The 19,331-nt window shown below is 27.4% G+C and carries 17 protein-coding genes; 13 read left to right on the plus strand and 4 right to left on the minus strand.

The window, feature by feature from the left end; all coding sequences use genetic code 11:
• Nucleotides 1–114 precede the first annotated feature (114 nt).
• Complete coding sequence (locus tag GFJ41_RS07035; protein ID WP_021429935.1) at nt 115–1,176, plus strand: serine/threonine-protein kinase; 1,062 nt, start codon at nt 115–117, stop codon at nt 1,174–1,176.
• Between the two features lie 246 nt (nt 1,177–1,422).
• On the opposite strand, the gene fdxA is transcribed toward GFJ41_RS07035, so the two are convergent.
• Nucleotides 1,423–1,593, minus strand: a complete 171-nt coding sequence (gene fdxA, locus GFJ41_RS07040) for a 4Fe-4S ferredoxin (protein ID WP_035114423.1) — start codon at nt 1,591–1,593, stop codon at nt 1,423–1,425.
• Between the two features lie 197 nt (nt 1,594–1,790).
• Between fdxA and GFJ41_RS07045 the strand changes: the two genes are divergently transcribed.
• Nucleotides 1,791–2,696 (plus strand): transglycosylase domain-containing protein, encoded by a 906-nt coding sequence (locus GFJ41_RS07045; RefSeq protein ID WP_170074965.1) that lies wholly within the window; start codon nt 1,791–1,793, stop codon nt 2,694–2,696.
• A 12-nt stretch (nt 2,697–2,708) separates the two neighbouring features.
• On the plus strand, nt 2,709–3,128 hold the full coding sequence (locus GFJ41_RS07050; RefSeq protein ID WP_170074966.1) for a DUF3785 family protein: 420 nt from the start codon (nt 2,709–2,711) through the stop codon (nt 3,126–3,128).
• A gap of 30 nt (nt 3,129–3,158) precedes the next feature.
• On the opposite strand, the gene GFJ41_RS07055 is transcribed toward GFJ41_RS07050, so the two are convergent.
• Complete coding sequence (locus GFJ41_RS07055) at nt 3,159–3,797, minus strand: SIMPL domain-containing protein (RefSeq protein ID WP_170074967.1); 639 nt, start codon at nt 3,795–3,797, stop codon at nt 3,159–3,161.
• A 209-nt stretch (nt 3,798–4,006) separates the two neighbouring features.
• On the opposite strand from GFJ41_RS07055, the gene GFJ41_RS07060 reads away from it, so the two are divergent.
• Entirely contained in the window at nt 4,007–5,284 is a 1,278-nt protein-coding gene (locus tag GFJ41_RS07060) for a replication-associated recombination protein A (RefSeq protein ID WP_170074968.1), read from the plus strand.
• A 40-nt stretch (nt 5,285–5,324) separates the two neighbouring features.
• Here the strand turns inward: GFJ41_RS07060 and GFJ41_RS07065 are convergent, their stop codons facing one another.
• The gene (locus GFJ41_RS07065; protein WP_170074969.1) at nt 5,325–5,882 is read right to left on the minus strand and encodes a hypothetical protein; all 558 of its coding nucleotides are present in this window, start codon (nt 5,880–5,882) and stop codon (nt 5,325–5,327) included.
• Between the two features lie 213 nt (nt 5,883–6,095).
• Here GFJ41_RS07065 and GFJ41_RS07070 point away from each other — a divergent pair, with 213 nt between their 5' ends.
• The 7 genes from GFJ41_RS07070 to GFJ41_RS07100 all read left to right on the plus strand — a co-directional run bounded on the left by GFJ41_RS07070 (nt 6,096) and on the right by GFJ41_RS07100 (nt 12,453).
• Nucleotides 6,096–6,866, plus strand: coding sequence for a GNAT family N-acetyltransferase (locus GFJ41_RS07070; protein ID WP_035114406.1), 771 nt, complete (start codon nt 6,096–6,098; stop codon nt 6,864–6,866).
• Nucleotides 6,867–7,031: 165 nt separating this feature from the next.
• Complete coding sequence (locus GFJ41_RS07075) at nt 7,032–7,481, plus strand: RrF2 family transcriptional regulator (RefSeq protein ID WP_035114403.1); 450 nt, start codon at nt 7,032–7,034, stop codon at nt 7,479–7,481.
• Between the two features lie 18 nt (nt 7,482–7,499).
• The gene (nifS, locus tag GFJ41_RS07080) at nt 7,500–8,687 is read left to right on the plus strand and encodes a cysteine desulfurase NifS (RefSeq protein ID WP_021429866.1); all 1,188 of its coding nucleotides are present in this window, start codon (nt 7,500–7,502) and stop codon (nt 8,685–8,687) included.
• A gap of 1 nt (nt 8,688) precedes the next feature.
• On the plus strand, nt 8,689–9,144 hold the full coding sequence (nifU, locus tag GFJ41_RS07085) for a Fe-S cluster assembly scaffold protein NifU (protein ID WP_035114400.1): 456 nt from the start codon (nt 8,689–8,691) through the stop codon (nt 9,142–9,144).
• 392 nt (nt 9,145–9,536) lie between these two features.
• Nucleotides 9,537–10,232: a response regulator transcription factor gene (locus GFJ41_RS07090; protein WP_170074970.1), complete on the plus strand. Its 696-nt coding sequence runs from the start codon at nt 9,537–9,539 to the stop codon at nt 10,230–10,232.
• Nucleotides 10,207–10,431, plus strand: coding sequence for a hypothetical protein (locus GFJ41_RS07095; protein ID WP_021429896.1), 225 nt, complete (start codon nt 10,207–10,209; stop codon nt 10,429–10,431). Before GFJ41_RS07090 ends, GFJ41_RS07095 begins: the two co-directional genes overlap by 26 nt.
• A gap of 24 nt (nt 10,432–10,455) precedes the next feature.
• A complete protein-coding gene (locus GFJ41_RS07100; RefSeq protein WP_170074971.1) occupies nt 10,456–12,453 on the plus strand; it encodes a HAMP domain-containing sensor histidine kinase in 1,998 nt (665 codons plus the stop codon).
• A 140-nt stretch (nt 12,454–12,593) separates the two neighbouring features.
• On the opposite strand, the gene GFJ41_RS07105 is transcribed toward GFJ41_RS07100, so the two are convergent.
• Nucleotides 12,594–16,025, minus strand: a complete 3,432-nt coding sequence (locus tag GFJ41_RS07105; RefSeq protein WP_170074972.1) for a pyruvate carboxylase — start codon at nt 16,023–16,025, stop codon at nt 12,594–12,596.
• 518 nt (nt 16,026–16,543) lie between these two features.
• Here GFJ41_RS07105 and GFJ41_RS07110 point away from each other — a divergent pair.
• Together GFJ41_RS07110 and GFJ41_RS07115 are read left to right on the plus strand one after the other, a co-directional pair.
• Nucleotides 16,544–18,214, plus strand: a complete 1,671-nt coding sequence (locus GFJ41_RS07110; RefSeq protein ID WP_170074973.1) for an MFS transporter — start codon at nt 16,544–16,546, stop codon at nt 18,212–18,214.
• 192 nt (nt 18,215–18,406) lie between these two features.
• The gene (locus GFJ41_RS07115; protein ID WP_170074974.1) at nt 18,407–19,327 is read left to right on the plus strand and encodes a DUF2232 domain-containing protein; all 921 of its coding nucleotides are present in this window, start codon (nt 18,407–18,409) and stop codon (nt 19,325–19,327) included.
• The last annotated feature ends 4 nt before the right edge of the window (nt 19,328–19,331 follow it).

A 19,331-nucleotide genomic window follows, 5' to 3' on the forward strand; every position in this document is an offset into this window, starting at 1 on the left:
TAGTGTTTATTTATACTTAAAAATCATAGTATATATAAGTCATAAAAATGCAGAGTTAGGAGTGACAGTAATGGGGGTTATGATAGGAGTGTTTTTAGGTGGTGATACTATATTATGGATATAATTACTAATATAGACTTAAAAATAATAAAACCTTTAAAATCTGAAGGGGTTAATTCAAAGTTATATTTAGTTGAAGATAGTCAAATGGGGAGACAATTCATATTAAAGAAAATAAAAAAATCATCTTTTAAAAATCCAGAAAAATGTTTTGAAGAACCGAAAAAAATATGTAAAGCAAACCATCCGAATATAATAAAAATAAATCATGTATCATATGATGATGAAAATATATATATAACAATGCCTTATTATAAAAATGGATCACTATATCATTTATTAGAAACAAGAAATTTAACTATACGAGAAATAAAAAATTATGCACTAGATTTTTTGTATGCTGTTGAGTATATACACAATATAGGAATTGCACACTGTGATATAAAACCAAATAATATACTTATAAGTAATGAAAATAAAGCTGTATTAACTGATTTTGGCTCAGCTGTATATTTAAATAAAAATGGAGTTGGAAAATTAAGAAATGTTTATTATAAACATATAGCTCCAGAACAATGTAAGAGCACTGTTATAGATAGAAAAGTTGATATATACCAAATAGGTACAACTTTGTATAGAATGTGTAATGGAAATTTAGAATATAATAATCAATTAAAAAAATATAAAGATATAAACATGGTTAAAGTAGCATCAGCATGTGGAAAATTCCCTAAAAGAAATAAATATTTACCACATGTCCCAAAAGACATGATAAGTATAATTGAAAAATGCATAAATGTAAGTCCACAAGATAGATATGAAAATGTATCAGAGATAATCAATGACATTAAGTGTATAAATGAAAACTTAGATTGGAAATACGAAGGTAGTGATGAAAATCATTACTTTACAAGAAGGAACAATGACAATACTACTATACAAATTATAGTTAGTGAGGATTCAGGCTATTGGAATATAAAAACTATAAGAGTTAATAAGGAAAGTAGAAAATATAATATATATAAAGGTTATTGTTATGAATATATAGAGAAAAAATCTGAGGCTTTTAAGGAAGTAAATAAAATAATAGCCTTACTTTCATACCGATCAAAGTAAGGCTTTTAAAGGGGTAAAATATATTATAAAAAGGGGTTTATTAGGGAATATATTTTATTTGGGGAGTAAAAATTTTAAGGTTATCAGGGGAATAACCTTCTGAAATAATAATAGCAAGATTCGACAAATATGTCAACAATTTTCGACAAAAAAGTATAAAATAAATCAAATTGAATTTTGGATTTGAAAATAGACAAAAAAAGAAAAGCTAAGAGCTTTTCTTTTTTTGTCTATTTTATTTATGTATTATTCTGGTTGAGGAGCGTCAACAGGACATACGCTGTTACAAGTTCCACATTCTATACATATATCAGGATCTATAACGTATTTGTCATCTCCTGCAGATATACAACTAACTGGACATTCTGGTTCGCATGCTCCACAGCTTATGCAAGCATCATTTATTTTGTAAGCCATAATAAATACCTCCTAAAATTTTGTGTCAGATTTTATTATACCCTAAAAAATCAAGTTTACACAAAAATTTCAAAATTTATATAAAATAATTTTAAATAATAAGTACAAAAAAACATAAAACTATATACAATTAAAGTTTTGATTTATTTGGCATAAAAAGGTATAATTACTCATATATTTAAAAAGGAGAGAAAAAAATGAGTTATTATGATGATGGAAGTAATAAAATAAGGCGTAAGAAAATTAGCTCTCATAATGTAAACTCAAAAACTCAAGTTATTAAAAAAAATAACATAAATAGAGCTGAGAATAGTATTAATTATGATAATAGAAAAGAATATACAAGTAGTGGGAAAAGAGTTGAAAAAGTAAGAGCTAAAAAGAAATTAAGAAATAAAAAGTTTTTAGGAGTACTAAAAAAATCCTTGATATTTTTACTTATAATATCATTTGTAGGAGCTATAGCTGGAAATGCATTAATGAATGTAATGTTTAGAAATACTCCTGAACTTACATACTCATATATGAAGGACAAGTCAATAAGTAGCGACTATGTGAGTATAAGTAAAATTCCTGTGAATTTACAAAATGCGATAGTTTCTATAGAAGATGAACGATTTTATGATAATAAAGGTGTAGATTATATGGCTTTAGCGAGGTCGGTTGTACACAATGCTATAAGTAAATCTACACAAGGTGGAAGTACACTTGAAATGCAACTTTCAAAAAATCTTTTAACTACTACAGACCAAACTATAAAAAGAAAACTTAAAGACATGTATAACGCTAAGCAAATGAATAAACATATGAACAAACGAGAAATATTAGAACTTTATTTAAACAATATATATTTAGGAAAAGGTTCATATGGAGTCGCAAAAGGAGCCAAAATCTATTTTGACAAAAATGTAAGTGAACTTAATTTAGGTGAATGTGCGTTATTGGCTGGGATAACAAATAATCCAGGACTATACTCCACAGATTATGAAGCAGCTAAAAAAAGACGAGATATAATTTTATATAAAATGCAAGAATTAGGATATATAACTAAAGATGAATATGAAACAACTAAAAAGCAAGAAACTCCAATGAATATAAAGTAAAAGAGGTGTATCATGAGTAATTTTAAATTTAAATTTAGAGAAAAAGAGTATGAACTAAATGAAAGCAACTGTAGTGGGCTAATAAATGATGACGAAAAGCCAGTATCTAATATAGATTTAGATGAGGTCTTAAGATTATTAAATCAAGATGAAAATATTGATTTTGATTTAGAATACTACCAAGAAGCTTGTCCAGAGTGTTTAGCTGGAGTTAAAGAAAAACAAAAATTCTTTGGATTCTTAGAATATCATTTTTATGTATTTTCAAAAGATGGTAAATATGTAATTAGTGATATAGATAAAGAATATGAAGGAATGTCATTTAATAAGTTAAGTAGATCTGGAAAAGTAGATGATAGTTATATAGTAAGTATAATAATATGTGAGCATTGTAGTGATTATATAGTTCAAATAGAAAATTGTATAGTATAAAAAGCTGCTTTTATAGCAGCTTTTTTATTTTTATATATAAGTATTGAAGACAACAGTTACTTGAGCTGTAACTACTAAATCACCTGAGGATAGATAAGGAGAGCTTGAATATCCAACATCTCTTTTACTTACAGAATAAATCGAAGTACTATTTTCAAAAATACTTTCAGGTAAAGGTCTTAATTTTATACCAAGGTTTTTAGCTAATAATGCCCCTTTATCCAAGGCATCTTGAGTTGCAGCTAAAAGTGCATCTTTATAATGAGGAGCTGTATCTGATATAGTAAATGAAATATTAATATTGCTATTAGCGCCGTTTTCTATAGCTAAAGAATAAATATCTCCTAAATTTTTTAGATTAGTGATTTCAACTCTTAAAGTAGTAGTAATTTCATAAGCGACAAGTTCATTTGATATATTGTCATATTTTTTATTTATAGAAACATCATAAGCATTTATATTTTCTTTTGGAATCCCATAATCAGTTAGACTAATTATTATAGCATTTACAGTATTTGAATTTTCTACTTGAGCTACTTGAACATCAGGATTAGATGTAGTTACACCTACTGTCAACAAAGCTAAGTCAGCTCTAACCTTAACAGTTCCAACTCCATTTATAGAGAGTTGCCCTTTCTCTCTAATTGCATTCATATTCATATATTGCATAAAATATCCCCTTTCAACAATCACATATACTATAAATATACTAATTTAAAATAAAATTTATTCCTAAGATAAGGCTTGATTAGAAAAAATGATATATAGTAAAAGTACTATAGATGAAATAAAATTTGAAAGGTAGTATAATAATGTAAGTAAAAAAGAACTAGATTTTTATTTATATACAATTTTACATATAAAGTTAGGAGGTAAAAATGCAACCATTAGCTGATAGATTAAGACCTCAACAAATAGATGACATGATAGGGCAAACTCACATAATAGGAAAAGGAAAAATTATAAATAAACTGATTGAGAATAAAACTATTCCAAATATGATTTTATATGGTCCTCCTGGTACGGGAAAAACTACATTAGCTAATATAATAGCTAATGTAACAGGTAAAAAATATATAAAGTTGAATGCAGTTAACTGTGGAACTAAAGAAATTAAAGATGCTATAGATAGCAGTAAGAGAGATTTATTTTCGTATAACGGAATAATTTTAATGCTAGATGAGATACAAGCTTTAAATAGAAAGCAACAACAATCACTTCTTGAAGTTATAGAGGATGGATCAGTTACATTAATAGCAAGTACAGCTGACAATCCATATTTTGTAGTATATAAAGCTATATTAAGTAGAAGTACTATATTCGAATTTAAACCAATAAATAAAAATGATATATTTGTAGGTCTGAAAAAGTCTGTAGAAAAAATTAAAAAACTTAATACATATGAGATTGAAAATGTTGACGAAAATGCATTAGAGTATATTGCTCAAACTTGCAATGGCGATATGAGAAGTGCATTGAATAAGCTAGAGTTAGTTGTAAATTTAGGAACAGATATAACATCTAACAGTGTGAATATAACACTAGAAAATGTTATGGATTGTTCAACTGTAAAAATGATGAATTTTGATAGAGGTGGAGATGATGGATATTCTATACTATCTGCATTTCATAAATCTCTTAGAGGCTCAGATGCAGATGCAGCTATACATTATTTAGCAAGGCTTGTAAAAGCAGGAGATATACAAGGCATAACAAGAAGATTATTGTGCGTTGCAAGTGAGGATGTAGGCCTTGCTGTTCCTCAAGCTATAACCATAACTGAAGCTTGTGTTTCAGCAGCTCTTCAACTAGGGTTTCCAGAAGCGAGAATTCCTCTTGCACAAGCTACAATATACTTAGCTCAGTGTCCAAAGTCAAATTCAGTAATAAGCGCTATAGATTTAGCATTAGCTGATTTAGATAGTATAGAAACAGGGGATATACCTATGCACTTAAAAGATGCTCATTATTCAGGGTCAGCTAAGCTAGGTAGAGGACTCGAATATAAATATCCCCATGATTATGAAAATAATTACGTAGATCAACAGTATTTACCTGAGCCTATAAAGTATAGAAAATATTATACTCATGGATTAAATAAAAATGAAAAATCATTTGAACAGTATTGGAAAACTTTAAAGAATAAAAATGATTAATTAAAATAAAAAAGTACAGCTTCGATGCTGTACCTTTTTATTATATTCTTTTATATATTAGAGGATCTACAAATCCAAAAGTTATCTTATCATTTTTATAAAAAACTTCACTTACATATAATGTAGAGTCTTCTATTCTTTCTTTTAGTTCGAATTTAGTTACAGGTGAAAAATGACTAATACTTTCTCCAGTAAACACCCCATCAGACTCATCATAGACCATAGGTGTAAACTTTTCAGATACAATTAAATCATTATAATCCATTGTTAATGATTCATTGTCATTTCTAAAATCTTCTTTTTTAACTCCTTCAGGTAATTCATATGATGTTAACATAACCTTATTATCTTCATTTAGTGTAAATAAAAATAAATGAGGTAATATGTTGCTAAAATTACCTTGTTTATAATAACTTTCTTCTATAACAAAGTAACCTTTAAAATCTTTCGGTAAATTTTTAATTTTATCATTACATATACCATTTATATGTTTTGCATAAGGGTGTTTTACCTCACCTTTTTTTAATTCAGATTCTATTTGCTCATCGTTATTAAATGTTCCACATAAATTCTTAACAAAGACATCTAATACAGTCATAATTAACCCTTCTTTCTGAAATTATTAAAACTAATATATCACTATGAAAATACATTTTCAAGTAATTTGACTATAAAAATAAAATTTTGTTTTAATTTGATATAATTATAAAATAATAACTAATTTAATGAAGGAAAAAAGCCTTATAAAAAAGAATAAATAAATAACTAATAACATATTATTTAGCATTAAGCTTATATGTCGGAGGATAAAATGATTCTAAAGTTAGATGAATGTTACCATAATCAAATTATTGAATACTTAAGAAAAGAAGAAGATTTTAATTTATTTGTAATAGGAGATATTGAAAGATATGGATATGATAATCAATTCTTTAATATGTGGGGAGATTTAAATACTGTTGGGGATATAAATGGATTACTTATACAATACTTTGATCTATTAACGTTGTATTCTTATGACAATAGAGATTTGACTTGCTTTATTGATCATATAAATAGCCTACCATTTAGTAACATAAATGGGAAAATTGAAACTTTAAAATATATAGAGCCATATATTAATTATGATAGAAAAAGGATTGTTAATTTTTGTATATTGAAAAATATAAGCTATTTAAATGAATATAAATTAGATAGTGATGTTAAAAAAATTAGATTTGGGAAAATAGGTAAGGTGCTTAATTTATATGAAGATATAAATGAATTTCAAAAACCTACAATACAAAGTATAAGAGAAAATTTAAGAACTGGAAGAGGTTATTACATTGAAAAAGATAAAAAAATTGTATCTATGGCAAAATCTACATCAGAAAGTGCTACACATGCAATGATAGTTGGGGTAGGTACACACCCTATGTATAGGAATAAGGGGTATGCAACAAAATGTATAGTTAAGTTATGTAATAATTTGATAAATGAAAAAAAGAAGCCATGCCTATTTTATGATAATGAAGATGCCGGAAAAATTTATAAAAAATTAGGGTTTAAAGAAGTCGGTCAGTGGGTAATTTATTATAGGTAAAGAATAAAAAGAGTTGAAAACACAAGGTTTTAACTCTTTTTTTAATTCCTACAAAAATAGTATGAATTTAATGTTGACAAGATCACTAGGATATAATAAAATAATCTTAAAGATAAAACCTAGTAAGTTAGTCGGGAATACCTATTTGAAAAGAAGGTGTATAAAATGAAGTTATCAACTAAAGGTAGATACGGACTAAAAGCAATGTTTGAGCTTTCGTTGACACAGAAAAATGGACCAGTTCCATTAAGACAAATAGCTCAAAAGCAAAATATATCAGAGCAATATTTGGAGCAAATATTTTCAGCACTTAAAAAAGCTGGATTGATTAAAAGTGTAAGGGGTGCTCAAGGAGGATACTTATTAGTTAAAGAACCTAAAGATATAACTGTAGGAGATATACTAATAGTACTTGAAGGTCCTGTTTCAATATCAGATTGCGTAGTAGATGAAGATATATGCGAAAACTCTGGAATATGTGTTACTAAAATTGTTTGGGAAAGACTTAAAAAAGGTATTGAAGATGTTATAAATTCAATAACACTTCAAAACATGATAGATGATTACAAAAAAAATAAAAACATAAATGATATAACAGATTTAATTATAAAATAGATTTAGGAGATGAATGAAATGGAAAAAAGAAAAATATATATGGATTATTCGGCTACAACTCCTGTAAAACAAGAAGTATTAGATGCTATGATGCCTTACTTCACTGAAACTTTCGGAAATGCATCAAGTTTTCATTCTTTCGGGAGAGATGCAAAGAATGTTTTAGATAAATCAAGAGAAACTGTAGCTAATCTTATAAATGCAAAACCAAATGAAATATACTTTACAGCTGGTGGAACAGAAAGTGACAACTGGGCAATAGAAGGAGTTGCTTTTGCAAATAAGGCTAAAGGAAATCACATAATAACTTCTAAAATAGAACATCATGGTATATTACATGTTTGTGAATATTTAGAAAAGCATCACGGATTTGAAGTAACATACTTGGATGTAGATGCTGATGGTAGAGTAAATGCTGAAGATGTTGAAAAAGCAATAACAGATAAAACTATATTAATAAGTATAATGTTTGCTAACAACGAAGTAGGTACTATACAACCTATAAAAGAAATAGGAGAAATAGCTAAAAAACATAATGTTATATTCCACACAGATGCTGTTCAGGCTGCTGGAAATATACCAATAGATGTTAAAGAGTTAAATATAGATTTAATGAGTATGTCATCTCATAAGATTTATGGCCCAAAAGGTATAGGTGCTTTATACATAAGAACTGGTGTTAAATTACACACATTCGTTCATGGTGGAGCACAAGAGAGAAGAAGAAGAGCAGGTACAGAAAATATACCAGGTATAGTTGGATATGCAAAAGCATGTGAACTTGCAAAAGCTAACATGGAAGAGCATATAGAAAGACTAACAGCGTTAAGAGCTAAACTTATAGATGGTATACTAGAAAGAATACCTCATACAAAAGTTAATGGAAGCTTAGAGTACAGACTTCCAGGAAATGTAAACTTCTCATTTGAGTTTATAGAAGGAGAAGGAATACTATTAATGCTAGATATGTTAGGTATAGGAGCATCAAGTGGATCAGCTTGTACTTCTGGATCATTAGATCCATCTCACGTTCTTATGGCTATGGGGCTACCTCATGAGATAGCTCATGGATCATTAAGACTTAGTATAGGAGATTTTACAACAGAAGAAGATATAGATTATATAATAGATAACTTACCAAAAATAATAGAGAGACTAAGAAGTATGTCACCATTATACAACAAGTTAGAAAAGGGAGGTAATTAATATGCAATACAGTGAAAAAGTTATGGATCATTTCATGAACCCAAGAAATGTTGGAGAAATAGAGGATGCTAGTGGAATAGGAGAAGTTGGAAACGTTAAATGTGGAGATATAATGAGAATATATCTTGATATAGATAATGACACTAAAATAATAAACGATGTTAAGTTTATGACTTTCGGATGTGGATCAGCTATAGCAAGTTCTTCTATGGCTACAGAATTAATAAAAGGTAAAACTATAGAAGAAGCTTTAGAAATAACAAATAAAGCTGTTGCAGAAGCATTAGATGGATTACCACCAGTAAAAATGCACTGTTCAGTATTAGCAGAACAAGCTATAAAAGCTGCTTTAATAGATTATTCTAAAAAGAATAATATACACATAGCTGCTTTAGATGGTGTTGTTATAGAAGATGATCACGATCATCACCATGATGTAGAAGAAGATTTAGTTTAAAATTAAGTTCCACTCGGTTCAGTTATGTATGTTTCCTTCACACGACGTACTATGTACGTAAGTGTTCTGTCAACATACATAACTAAACCTTCGATAATCTTAATATTTAAACTTTGGATAGAGACGAAAAAAGAGGACATTTATAACTATAAGTTATAAATGTCTTTTTTTGTGCGGAAATTTTTATAAAAAATGAAACTTTTTTGAATAATTTATCGTCTAATATATGAAGATATTTTTAGAAAGAAATAAAATTGTAAGAAAATCTTAAGATTTATGTTAAGAAATTCTTAAGATTTATAGTTTATTATATAAATATAGAAAAAATAAAGATAGAAAGGTCGGGATATTGTATAATCAAAACTGATGATTAAATGAAGTGAGGTAAGTATATGAGCAATATTTTAGTTGTTGATGATGATAAAGAAATAGTAGACTCGATTGAGATTTACTTAAGAAATGAAGGATTTAATATATTTAAAGCTTATGATGGTATGGAGGCATTAGAAATTTTAGTATCAGAAAATATTCATCTGATAATTATGGATATAATGATGCCTAAATTAGATGGAATAAAAGCTACTATAAAAATTAGAGAAGAAAAAAATATACCAATAATATTAGTATCTGCAAAAAGTGAAGATAGTGATAAAATTATTGGATTAAATATTGGAGCAGATGATTATATAACAAAACCATTCAATCCATTAGAACTTATAGCAAGAACTAAATCGCAACTCAGAAGATACATAAATTTAGGAAATTACCAATCTGTAGAAAATAAAGATATTTTACAAAGTGGAGATCTTAAATTAAATATTAATAGTAAAGAAGTATTTGTTGATGAAGAATTAGTTAAACTTACGCCTATAGAATTTAAGATTTTAAATCTTTTAATATCTAATAAAGGTAGAGTTTTTTCAATAGATGAAATTTATGAAAGAGTTTGGGAAGAAGAGAGTTTTAACTCAGAAAATACAGTCAGTGTTCATATTAGGAGAATTAGAGAAAAAATTGAAATTAATCCTAAAGAACCAAGATACTTAAAGGTGGTGTGGGGCGTTGGATACAAAATCGAGAAGTTATAATATTTTAAAAATTAAAAGATGGAATATACAGTTAGTAATGCATTTTGCACTTTTACTTATATTTTTCTTTATGGCGCAAGTTGGAGCTGTTTTAATAGGGTTTACATATTTAGAAGGACAGTTAGGGCTACAATTTTTAGTTTTAGCAGTTTCAAATTTTATTTTTTACAAAACTATGAGAGCTATGAATTTATTATAGGTAAGATAAGAAATGGGTGAATAAATGAAAAAGACAAATAAAAAAATATTAAAGTTTATAACTTTAATCATATTATTAATTTCAACAGCAATATGTGGAGCAATAGCTGGGGATTTATTTTTTGGATATACATACAGGCAAATAAAGCCAAGTAATTTAATCAACAATTCAAATATACCACATGCAAGTAATTTTTTTGAAAGTGATGCATTTGAAAGTAGGATTCTTCCAAATATATTAACAAGCATGGAGATATCAACATCAAGTAAATATCCAAAGGAAGATATAGTAGATGCTAGAAGAAGATTAGATGAAATTAAAGGTATGAAATTTTTTATTGAAAATAATTCTACGGGAGAAGTTTATAGCAATACTAGCTTCATAAATAACGAAGAGTTTAGAAAATATCAAAAAGATTATTATAATTTAGATATTGATTTTCAAGATAATTCCGTTACGTATACTAAAATTATAAATAACAAACGAAATGAATATAAGCTAAATAGAGCAAATAATTATTGGGGTACGGAAGAGAATCTTAAAATAAGCATGTCATTGCCGAAACAAATTAACTATAAGTTAGACTATTATGATAGCTTGGGCTTTAAATGGAATTACAATCAGTTTCAGCATTATAAAAATTTATCAAAAGATTTAATTAAAGTTTTAATAATATCAGCTATCATATCAATTATTTCATTAATAACATTTATAAAAAATAAAGAAAAACTTATAAATAAAGATAGTTTAATATTAAAAATATATACAAGAATACCTTTAGAAATATATACTTTTATATTTTTAGTATTAGGTATGTTTTCAATTTTAGACGTAAGTTCTAGGTGGTCTGTAATTTTAAAGTTTATATTTTTAAGTTTCGTATTTATTTGGATAAGCTGTTTTATAAATTTAGATAGAAAAACTAATATTTTAAAAAATAGTATAACTTATAGATTTGGAAAATTCTTTACAAATGTAATAACAAATACAATTAATTATGGGAAAAAAGTACCTTTAATAAAAAGATTAATTTTATTAGATTTATTGATACTAATGTGTACAACCTTTATACTTATGTTTTTTAATGTACAATTTTATTCAATTTCATTTAGAGTAGTTATGTTTATTTTAACTCTACTATCATCAGTTTTATTTATTGTAACTGGATACACAATAAACAGATTAGCTTATATTGATGAAATTATAGAAGGGACAGAAAAAATAAAAAATGGAGATATAAATCATAAAATAAAATTAAGAGATAATAATAGCTTAACTATTCTTGCAGAAAATATAAACAATTTAAGTGATGGTCTAGAAAATGCAATAGAAGAAACATTAAAAAGTGAAAGAATGAAAACTGAGCTTATAACAAATGTAAGTCATGATTTAAAAACGCCTTTAACATCAATAATCAATTATGTTGACTTAATAAAAAAAGAAGAGAATGTACAGCCTGAGTACTTAAATGATTATATAAATATATTAGACAATAAGTCAAAACGTTTAAAAAATCTTATAGAAGATTTGTTTGAGGCTAGTAAAGCAAGTAGTGGAAATATTGATCTTAATATTGAAAAGTTGGATTTAAATCAACTATTAAGACAAAGTATAGGCGAAAATGAAGAAAAATTAATAGAATCTAATTTGAGTTTAAAATTAAATATCCCAAAAGAACCTGTTTATATAAATTGTGATGGAAGACGAATGTATAGAGTATTTGAAAATTTATTAGTAAATATATCTAAATACTCTCATGAAAATACAAGAGTATATGTAGATATGGTAGTGAATGAAAATCAAGTATTTGTTTCTATGAAAAATATATCGGCATACGAATTAAACTTTGAAGCAAGTGAAATACTTGAAAGATTTAAAAGGGGAGACTTAGCTAGAAATACAGAGGGAAGCGGACTTGGACTAGCTATTGCTAGAGACTTGGTACAACTTCAAGGTGGTAAATTAGGGGTTCAAATAGATGGAGACTTATTTAAGGTAGAACTCTCCTTCAACACAATATAAAATAAAAAAGCTATATCAAATAAATCAGCATAGTATAAATAGATAAGTTTTAGCGACCTTTCAAATCGTATTTTTGATTTGGGGAGCAAAACTTATCTATTTATACGGAGTTGCAGTCAACTTGATATAGCTTTTTATTTTTATTTCATATCTATTAGTAATTGTTTATCTTTTACCATTTCATCTTGACTTACATAAATAGATTTAACACATCCACTTGTTTTAGCTACAATAACAGTTTCCATTTTCATAGCTTCAATAACTATAAGTGGTTGATTTTCTTTAACTTGTTCGTTTTCTTCAACTAATATATTTACAACTTTTCCAGGAATGCTAGCACCTATTTGTAGAGGGTTGTTCATATCAGCTTTTAAGATATCTTTTATATTTGAACTATAGTGAGTATCACTAACTTCTATATCTCTCATCATTCCATTTAGTTCAAATGATAAAGTTCTATTTCCGTCCTCTTTTATATCCCCGATTTCTATTAACTTTATAGTTAATACTTTTCCTTCTTCAATCTCTACTTCACATTCTTCCCCTATTGATAAACCATAAAAATATACATGACTTTCAAGTTTTGAAATATCATTATATAACTGTAGATGTTTTAAATAATCTTCATAAACATTAGGATAAAGTGTGTAACTTAATATATTTCGTACATTAGAATCCATACTAAATTTTTCATCCAGATGTTTTTTTACAGATTCAAAATCTTCACTTGGAATTAATTCTCCAGGTCTTACTGTTATAGGAGTTTCTCCTTTTAGTACTACCTTTTGAATATTCTTAGGTATTCCTCCCTCAGGTTGGCCTATCATACCCCTACAATAGTCAACAACTGAATCTGGGAATGAAAGATTTTTCCCTTCTGAAACTATATTATCTTTATCTAATTTATTTTTCACCATAAATATTGCTAAATCACCTACAACTTTAGATGATGGAGTAACTTTAATGATATCACCTAATATTTCATTAGATTCTTTATATTTTTCTTTTACTTGATCAAACTTATCAGATAAACCTAAACTGTCAGCTTGAGGTTTTAAGTTTGTATATTGACCACCTGGAATTTCATATTTATAAATTTCAGCAGATGGATTCTTTAAATCACTTTCAAATTTTGAGTATACATTACGTAAATCTTTATAGTAATTTCCTAATTCTTCAAATCCATATAAATCTATTTTAGTATCTCTTTCTGTATTTTTAAGAGCTTCTACAATTGAATTTAATGAAGGCTGACTAGTAAGTCCTGCCATTGTTTCAAGTGCTCCATCAACAATATCAACACCAGCTTCAGAAGCCATTAAGCATGTAGCAACTCCATTACCACTTGTATCATGAGTGTGTAGGTGTATAGGAGTATTAACATTTTCTTTCAATGCTTTTATAAGAGTATATGCAGCGTATGGTTTTAAAAGGCCTGCCATATCTTTTATACATATAATGTCAGAACCTAATTCTTCTAACTGTCTAGCCATATTAATGTAATACTCTAAATTATACTTAGTTTTATTTGGATCTAAAATATCTCCTGTATAACATATTGTAGATTCAACAATTTTACCAGTCTCAAGAGCTGTATATATAGATGGTTTCATATTTTCAACCCAGTTAAGAGAGTCAAATATTCTAAAAACATCAATTCCTTTATTTGCAGATTCTTTTAAAAATTCTTTTATAACGTTATCGGGATAGTTTTTATAACCAACTCCATTAGATGCTCTAAATAACATTTGAAACATTATGTTAGGAATTTCTTCTCTTAGTTTTTCAAGTCTTACCCATGGAGATTCTTTTAAGAATCTATATGCTACGTCGTAAGTTGCCCCTCCCCACATTTCAAGAGAGAATAAATCTTTCATATGCTCACTTGTTGGCTTTGCAACTTTGAGTAAGTCATAACTTCTAAGTTTTGTTGCTAAAAGAGATTGATGTGCATCTCTCATAGTTGTATCTGTTAGAAGTAGTTTTTTCTCTTTTTTTATAGATTCTAAATAATCTTTTTTACCTAGTTTATCAAATAATATTTTACTTCCTTCGTTTGGAGCAAACGAATTGCTTGATTTAGGATTATATATAGTTTGAAACTCAGGTTTTTCAGAACACTTATTTTCATTTACTATAGTATTTCCTATAAATTGAAGTAGCTTAGTTCCTCTATCCTTGCTTTCTTTTATTTCAAATAAATCTGGATTTTCATCAATGAATTTTGTACTACAGTTTCCTTGTGAGAAAATTGGGTTATTTAATACATTAACTAAGAAACCTATATTTGTCTTAACACCTCTAATTCTAAGTTCCTTAATTGAACGAACTGTTTTATTTATAGCGCCTTTAAAAGTTCTATCCCAAGATATTGTCTTAACTAACAAACTATCGTAGTAAGGGCTTATTGTAGAGCCTGTGAACCCGTTTCCTCCATCTAACCTTATACCAAAACCTGAACCAGTTCTATAAACTTGTATTTTGCCAGTATCAGGCATAAAGTTGTTTTTAGGATCTTCTGTAGTTATTCTACATTGGATAGAGTATCCTCTTACTTGTATGTCTTCTTGCGATTTTATGTTTATAGGTTCATCTTCTAGCTTATATCCTTGAGCTATTAATATTTGACTTTGAACTATATCTATACCTGTAATCATTTCTGTTACAGTATGTTCAACTTGAACTCTTGGATTCATTTCAATAAAGTAGAAGTTTTCATTTTCATCAACTAAAAATTCTAATGTACCTGCATTTACATAGCCAACATGTTTAGCTATTTTTACAGCATTAGTACATATTTGTTCTCTAAGTTTATCAGATAGAGAAAATGCTGGAGCATATTCTATTATTTTTTGATGTCTTCTTTGAACTGAACAATCTCTTTCATATAAATGAACTATATTTCCAAACTTATCTCCAAGTATTTGAACTTCTATATGTTTTGGATTAGGTATATATTTTTCTATAAATATAATATCTTCACCAAAGGCTTTTCTTGATTCACTACATGCAGTTTCGTATTCTATATTTAAGTTATCTTCGCTATATACAATTCTCATACCTCGTCCGCCACCGCCATTAGAAGCTTTAAGCATTATAGGATAACCGATTATATTAGCTATTTCTTTAGCTCTTTCTATGCTTTTAATTGACTCATCTATACCTGGAATAGTGGGAACATTAGCTTCTTTAGCTATTTGTTTTGAGTTGATTTTATCTCCCATCATATTCATTATTTCAGCAGATGGACCTATAAATATTATTCCGTTTTCTTCACATTTTTTTACGAACTCTGGATTTTCAGATAAAAATCCGTAACCAGGATGAATTGCATCTACATTTTTACTTTTGGCTAACTCAATTATGCCATCTATATCTAAATAAGCATCGATAGGACCTTTATCCTCTCCTATTAAATATGATTCATCAGCTTTAGTTCTAAATAAAGAATATTTATCTTCTTTGCTATATATCCCAACGCTTTTTATACCCAATTCAGAGCAAGCTCTAAATATTCTAATCGCAATTTCACCACGATTGGCTACTAAAATTTTATTAATTTTTTTAAGCATAAGTGAAAAAATCCCCCTTAATTCTTTTGATATTAAAGATTATAGACTAATTTACTTTAATTTTAAATATAGTTATAAAAACTCCTTAATAAATAAGAAATATTTATCGAATCATGCAACTTATATAATTTAAAAGTACATAAATATCTTATTAAACACGTGTAAAAAAGGTGAAATCACTTAAAAAGTATATTTTTCGAATAAATATAAAGTAAGCTTTTTAAAATACTTTATATTAAAAAGAAATAATTAATTATACAAACATATATTTAAGAAAATTTAATATAATTTCACCAAATTTACTTTGATTAATAATGTGAATAATTTTAATTAATGTGGGTATATGAACATTATTGAGATAATTGAGTGTTGTAAAAAGCAAAAATTTATATTTACTTTAGCATATAATATTAAATTTATTATATTTTAAAATGAGTATAAGTTAAAAATAGGAACAAAAACTCTTCAATTATCTTAAATTAATAAATAAATAGGTTTAAGTAGAGGAGTGTTTTTTTATGAATGAGAAATCAAATAAAAATACTACAGCTATAGCTATGATAGTATTTTTACTTGGAATTTTTATGGGGGCTATGGATTCAGGTATAGTATCTCCGGCAAGAAATGTAATAGCAAATGGTCTAGGGGTATCACAATCAGCAAGTGTATGGATGATAACTATATATACATTAGCTTATGCAGTATCTATGCCAATAACAGGTAAAATGGCTGATATTCATGGGCGTAAGAAAGTATATATAATTTGTGTTTCATTATTTGCAACAGGGTCTTTGCTTTGTGGGATATCTGATATAGTCGGAAGTTACGAATTTTTATTAGTATCAAGAGTTATTCAAGCTATAGGTGGAGGCGGTATAATGCCAATAGCTACGGCTTATATAGGAGCATCATTTCCAGAAGAAAAAAGAGGTTCAGCTCTTGGTATGGTAGGTGGAATATATGGGATAGCAACAGTTCTTGGACCTACTTTAGGAAGTCTTGTTCTTTCAATTGCAGGAGATAGCAGATGGGGATATTTATTTTTAATAAACGTGCCTATAAGTATAATAATTTTATTTACATCTTTTAAATTAGAAGAAAACAAACAATCTTCTAAGGTGAAAAAAATGGATGTATGGGGATGTGTAGCATTAAGTATAGTTGTAGCATCTTTAATGTATGGATTAACTAATTTAAAATTCTATGATTTTGCAAACTCAGTTAAATCAATAGATGTATGGCCTTATTTATTAACAACTATAGTTTTTATACCTATAGTAATATATATAGAAAAAAGAGCAGAAGATCCTGTTTTAAACTTAGGATTTTTTACAAATAAACAGACTGCATTAACTTTGTTTTTAAGTTTTATAGTTGGATGTGGTCTTATGGGAACTGTATTTCTACCTCAATTCTCAGAGAACGTATTAAAACTAAAAAGAGGTAGTGGAGGATATATAGTAACTTTATTTGCTGTATTTACAGGAATAGCTGCACCTGTTGGTGGAAAATTTATTGATAAATATGGAGTTAAAAAGCTTTTATTATTGGGATTTAGCTCAAGTATAATAGGGGTTTTATACCAAGCATTTATTACAGCAAATCATCCTAATTTTACAAACTTAACAATAGGTTTAGTATTTATGGGAATTGGTATGGGATTTACGATGGGAACGCCTATAAATTATTTAATGATGAGCTTAGTTAAGCCAGAGGAGATATCTATGGGGCAATCTACTGTATCCTTACTTAGATCTATAGGGGTTGCGGTATCACCTAATTTACTTATAAACTTTGTTTCTGACGCCGGTAGAAATGTACCAGCGGCTATTCAAAAAGTAATGCCTCCAATACCAGGAGCTTCTTTTGGGGGAGGAAATATGTCAGCTGAAATGCTAAATAAGTTTCAAAATGCAGATGTAACAAATATATTTGATATTGTTAAATCTTTTGTAAATTCTATGTTTAATGGATTACAACATACGATGGCATCTAATCCTAATATGAATTTTGATGTGTTAAAAAGTAATTATTTAATTAGTTTGGATAAAGCGAAACCTAGTATAGTTCATGCTTATCAATACACAATGAATCAAGGATATGCACATTTATTTATAGGAACTGCAGTAATAGCTTTATGCGGATTAATAGCATCTTTATTTTTAAAAAAACATAAAAAAGAAGCTTAATTAAAATAACTACAATCTAGGTTTAGAACTAGATTGTAGTTATTTTAATGTATAAAGAATTTTATTAACGTCTATGTTATAATGTATCAATATGTATATTTTAAATCACTTATAAACTTGATCAACATATATAGTTTGTAATGTCGTTGGCAAAATTATATATGTGAATTTTGTATAGAAAGAAGGCTGTATATGGAAATAAAAAAGATGACTGAGGCAGCTATAATGTCTTCACTTTTCATAGTTTGTAGTATATTTGCAATATCTACAGGACTTTTATATGGACTTTACATAGACATAATAGTTCCGATTTTTATAGCAATTATATATTTAAGATGCGATTTTAAATTTACAATACTTGCAATGGCAACTTGCTTGTTAATTGTGGGATTAGTAATGGGTAATATAGGATCGGCAATTTGTATGAGTCAAAGTATGATTATTGGAATTATGTGTGGTTATGTTATAACTAAAAAGACTAAAATCTTTGATGATTTATTTTATTTGAGTATAGTATCTTGCTTTATAATGGTTATGATAGATGTGTGGTTTTCTAAATTAATTGGATTTAGCTTCATAAAAGAGTATAAAACTATGTTAGCACCTTGGCCTGTAAGTGATGGGTTTAAAGAAGTTTTATTTTATATGTTTATAGCTACACTTCCTCTTGGAACTATTATAATGACTTATTTTGCAAGTTTATTTATTGGAGATAGAATTAAGTCTTTGAATGAAGAAGGTAAACGAAAATTATACATTTTGAAAAACATTAGACAGTATGCAAATTACATATATTGTTCAAAATATACTGTATATTTTGGATTAGCATATTTATTTGTAATTCAGTTGAAAAATATATTAGGTGTTGATATAAAATTTGTATATTTACTTACTATAACTGAAACTATAAAGTATATTGTTTATTATTTTTTAATAAGAGATGCATATGCATATTTAAGACTTTATACTTATCAAAAAACAAAGTCTATAATGGCATTAAATATAATGGGAATGACATTTTTAGCTTCATTAGTTATAAAGTTTAATATTAGCTTTTGGATAATTTCAGCACTTGCATTTTTCTATGCACCAATGAAACTTAAGATGACTTAGAACT

Origin of the sequence: Paraclostridium dentum, assembly GCF_012922555.1 — a bacterium.
GTDB lineage: Bacteria > Bacillota > Clostridia > Peptostreptococcales > Peptostreptococcaceae > Paraclostridium > Paraclostridium dentum.

Coding starts and splice junctions, on each gene's coding strand:
- nifU (WP_035114400.1), top strand. CDS start 8,689: ATGCAATACAGTGAAAAAGTTATGGATCATTTCATGAACCCAAGAAAT.
- GFJ41_RS07035 (WP_021429935.1), top strand. CDS start 115: ATGGATATAATTACTAATATAGACTTAAAAATAATAAAACCTTTAAAA.
- GFJ41_RS07100 (WP_170074971.1), top strand. CDS start 10,456: ATGAAAAAGACAAATAAAAAAATATTAAAGTTTATAACTTTAATCATA.
- GFJ41_RS07055 (WP_170074967.1), bottom strand. CDS start 3,797: ATGCAATATATGAATATGAATGCAATTAGAGAGAAAGGGCAACTCTCT.
- GFJ41_RS07105 (WP_170074972.1), bottom strand. CDS start 16,025: ATGCTTAAAAAAATTAATAAAATTTTAGTAGCCAATCGTGGTGAAATT.
- fdxA (WP_035114423.1), bottom strand. CDS start 1,593: ATGGCTTACAAAATAAATGATGCTTGCATAAGCTGTGGAGCATGCGAA.
- GFJ41_RS07090 (WP_170074970.1), top strand. CDS start 9,537: ATGAGCAATATTTTAGTTGTTGATGATGATAAAGAAATAGTAGACTCG.
- GFJ41_RS07060 (WP_170074968.1), top strand. CDS start 4,007: ATGCAACCATTAGCTGATAGATTAAGACCTCAACAAATAGATGACATG.
- GFJ41_RS07045 (WP_170074965.1), top strand. CDS start 1,791: ATGAGTTATTATGATGATGGAAGTAATAAAATAAGGCGTAAGAAAATT.
- GFJ41_RS07110 (WP_170074973.1), top strand. CDS start 16,544: ATGAATGAGAAATCAAATAAAAATACTACAGCTATAGCTATGATAGTA.
- GFJ41_RS07115 (WP_170074974.1), top strand. CDS start 18,407: ATGGAAATAAAAAAGATGACTGAGGCAGCTATAATGTCTTCACTTTTC.
- GFJ41_RS07070 (WP_035114406.1), top strand. CDS start 6,096: ATGATTCTAAAGTTAGATGAATGTTACCATAATCAAATTATTGAATAC.
- GFJ41_RS07050 (WP_170074966.1), top strand. CDS start 2,709: ATGAGTAATTTTAAATTTAAATTTAGAGAAAAAGAGTATGAACTAAAT.
- GFJ41_RS07065 (WP_170074969.1), bottom strand. CDS start 5,882: ATGACTGTATTAGATGTCTTTGTTAAGAATTTATGTGGAACATTTAAT.
- nifS (WP_021429866.1), top strand. CDS start 7,500: ATGGAAAAAAGAAAAATATATATGGATTATTCGGCTACAACTCCTGTA.
- GFJ41_RS07075 (WP_035114403.1), top strand. CDS start 7,032: ATGAAGTTATCAACTAAAGGTAGATACGGACTAAAAGCAATGTTTGAG.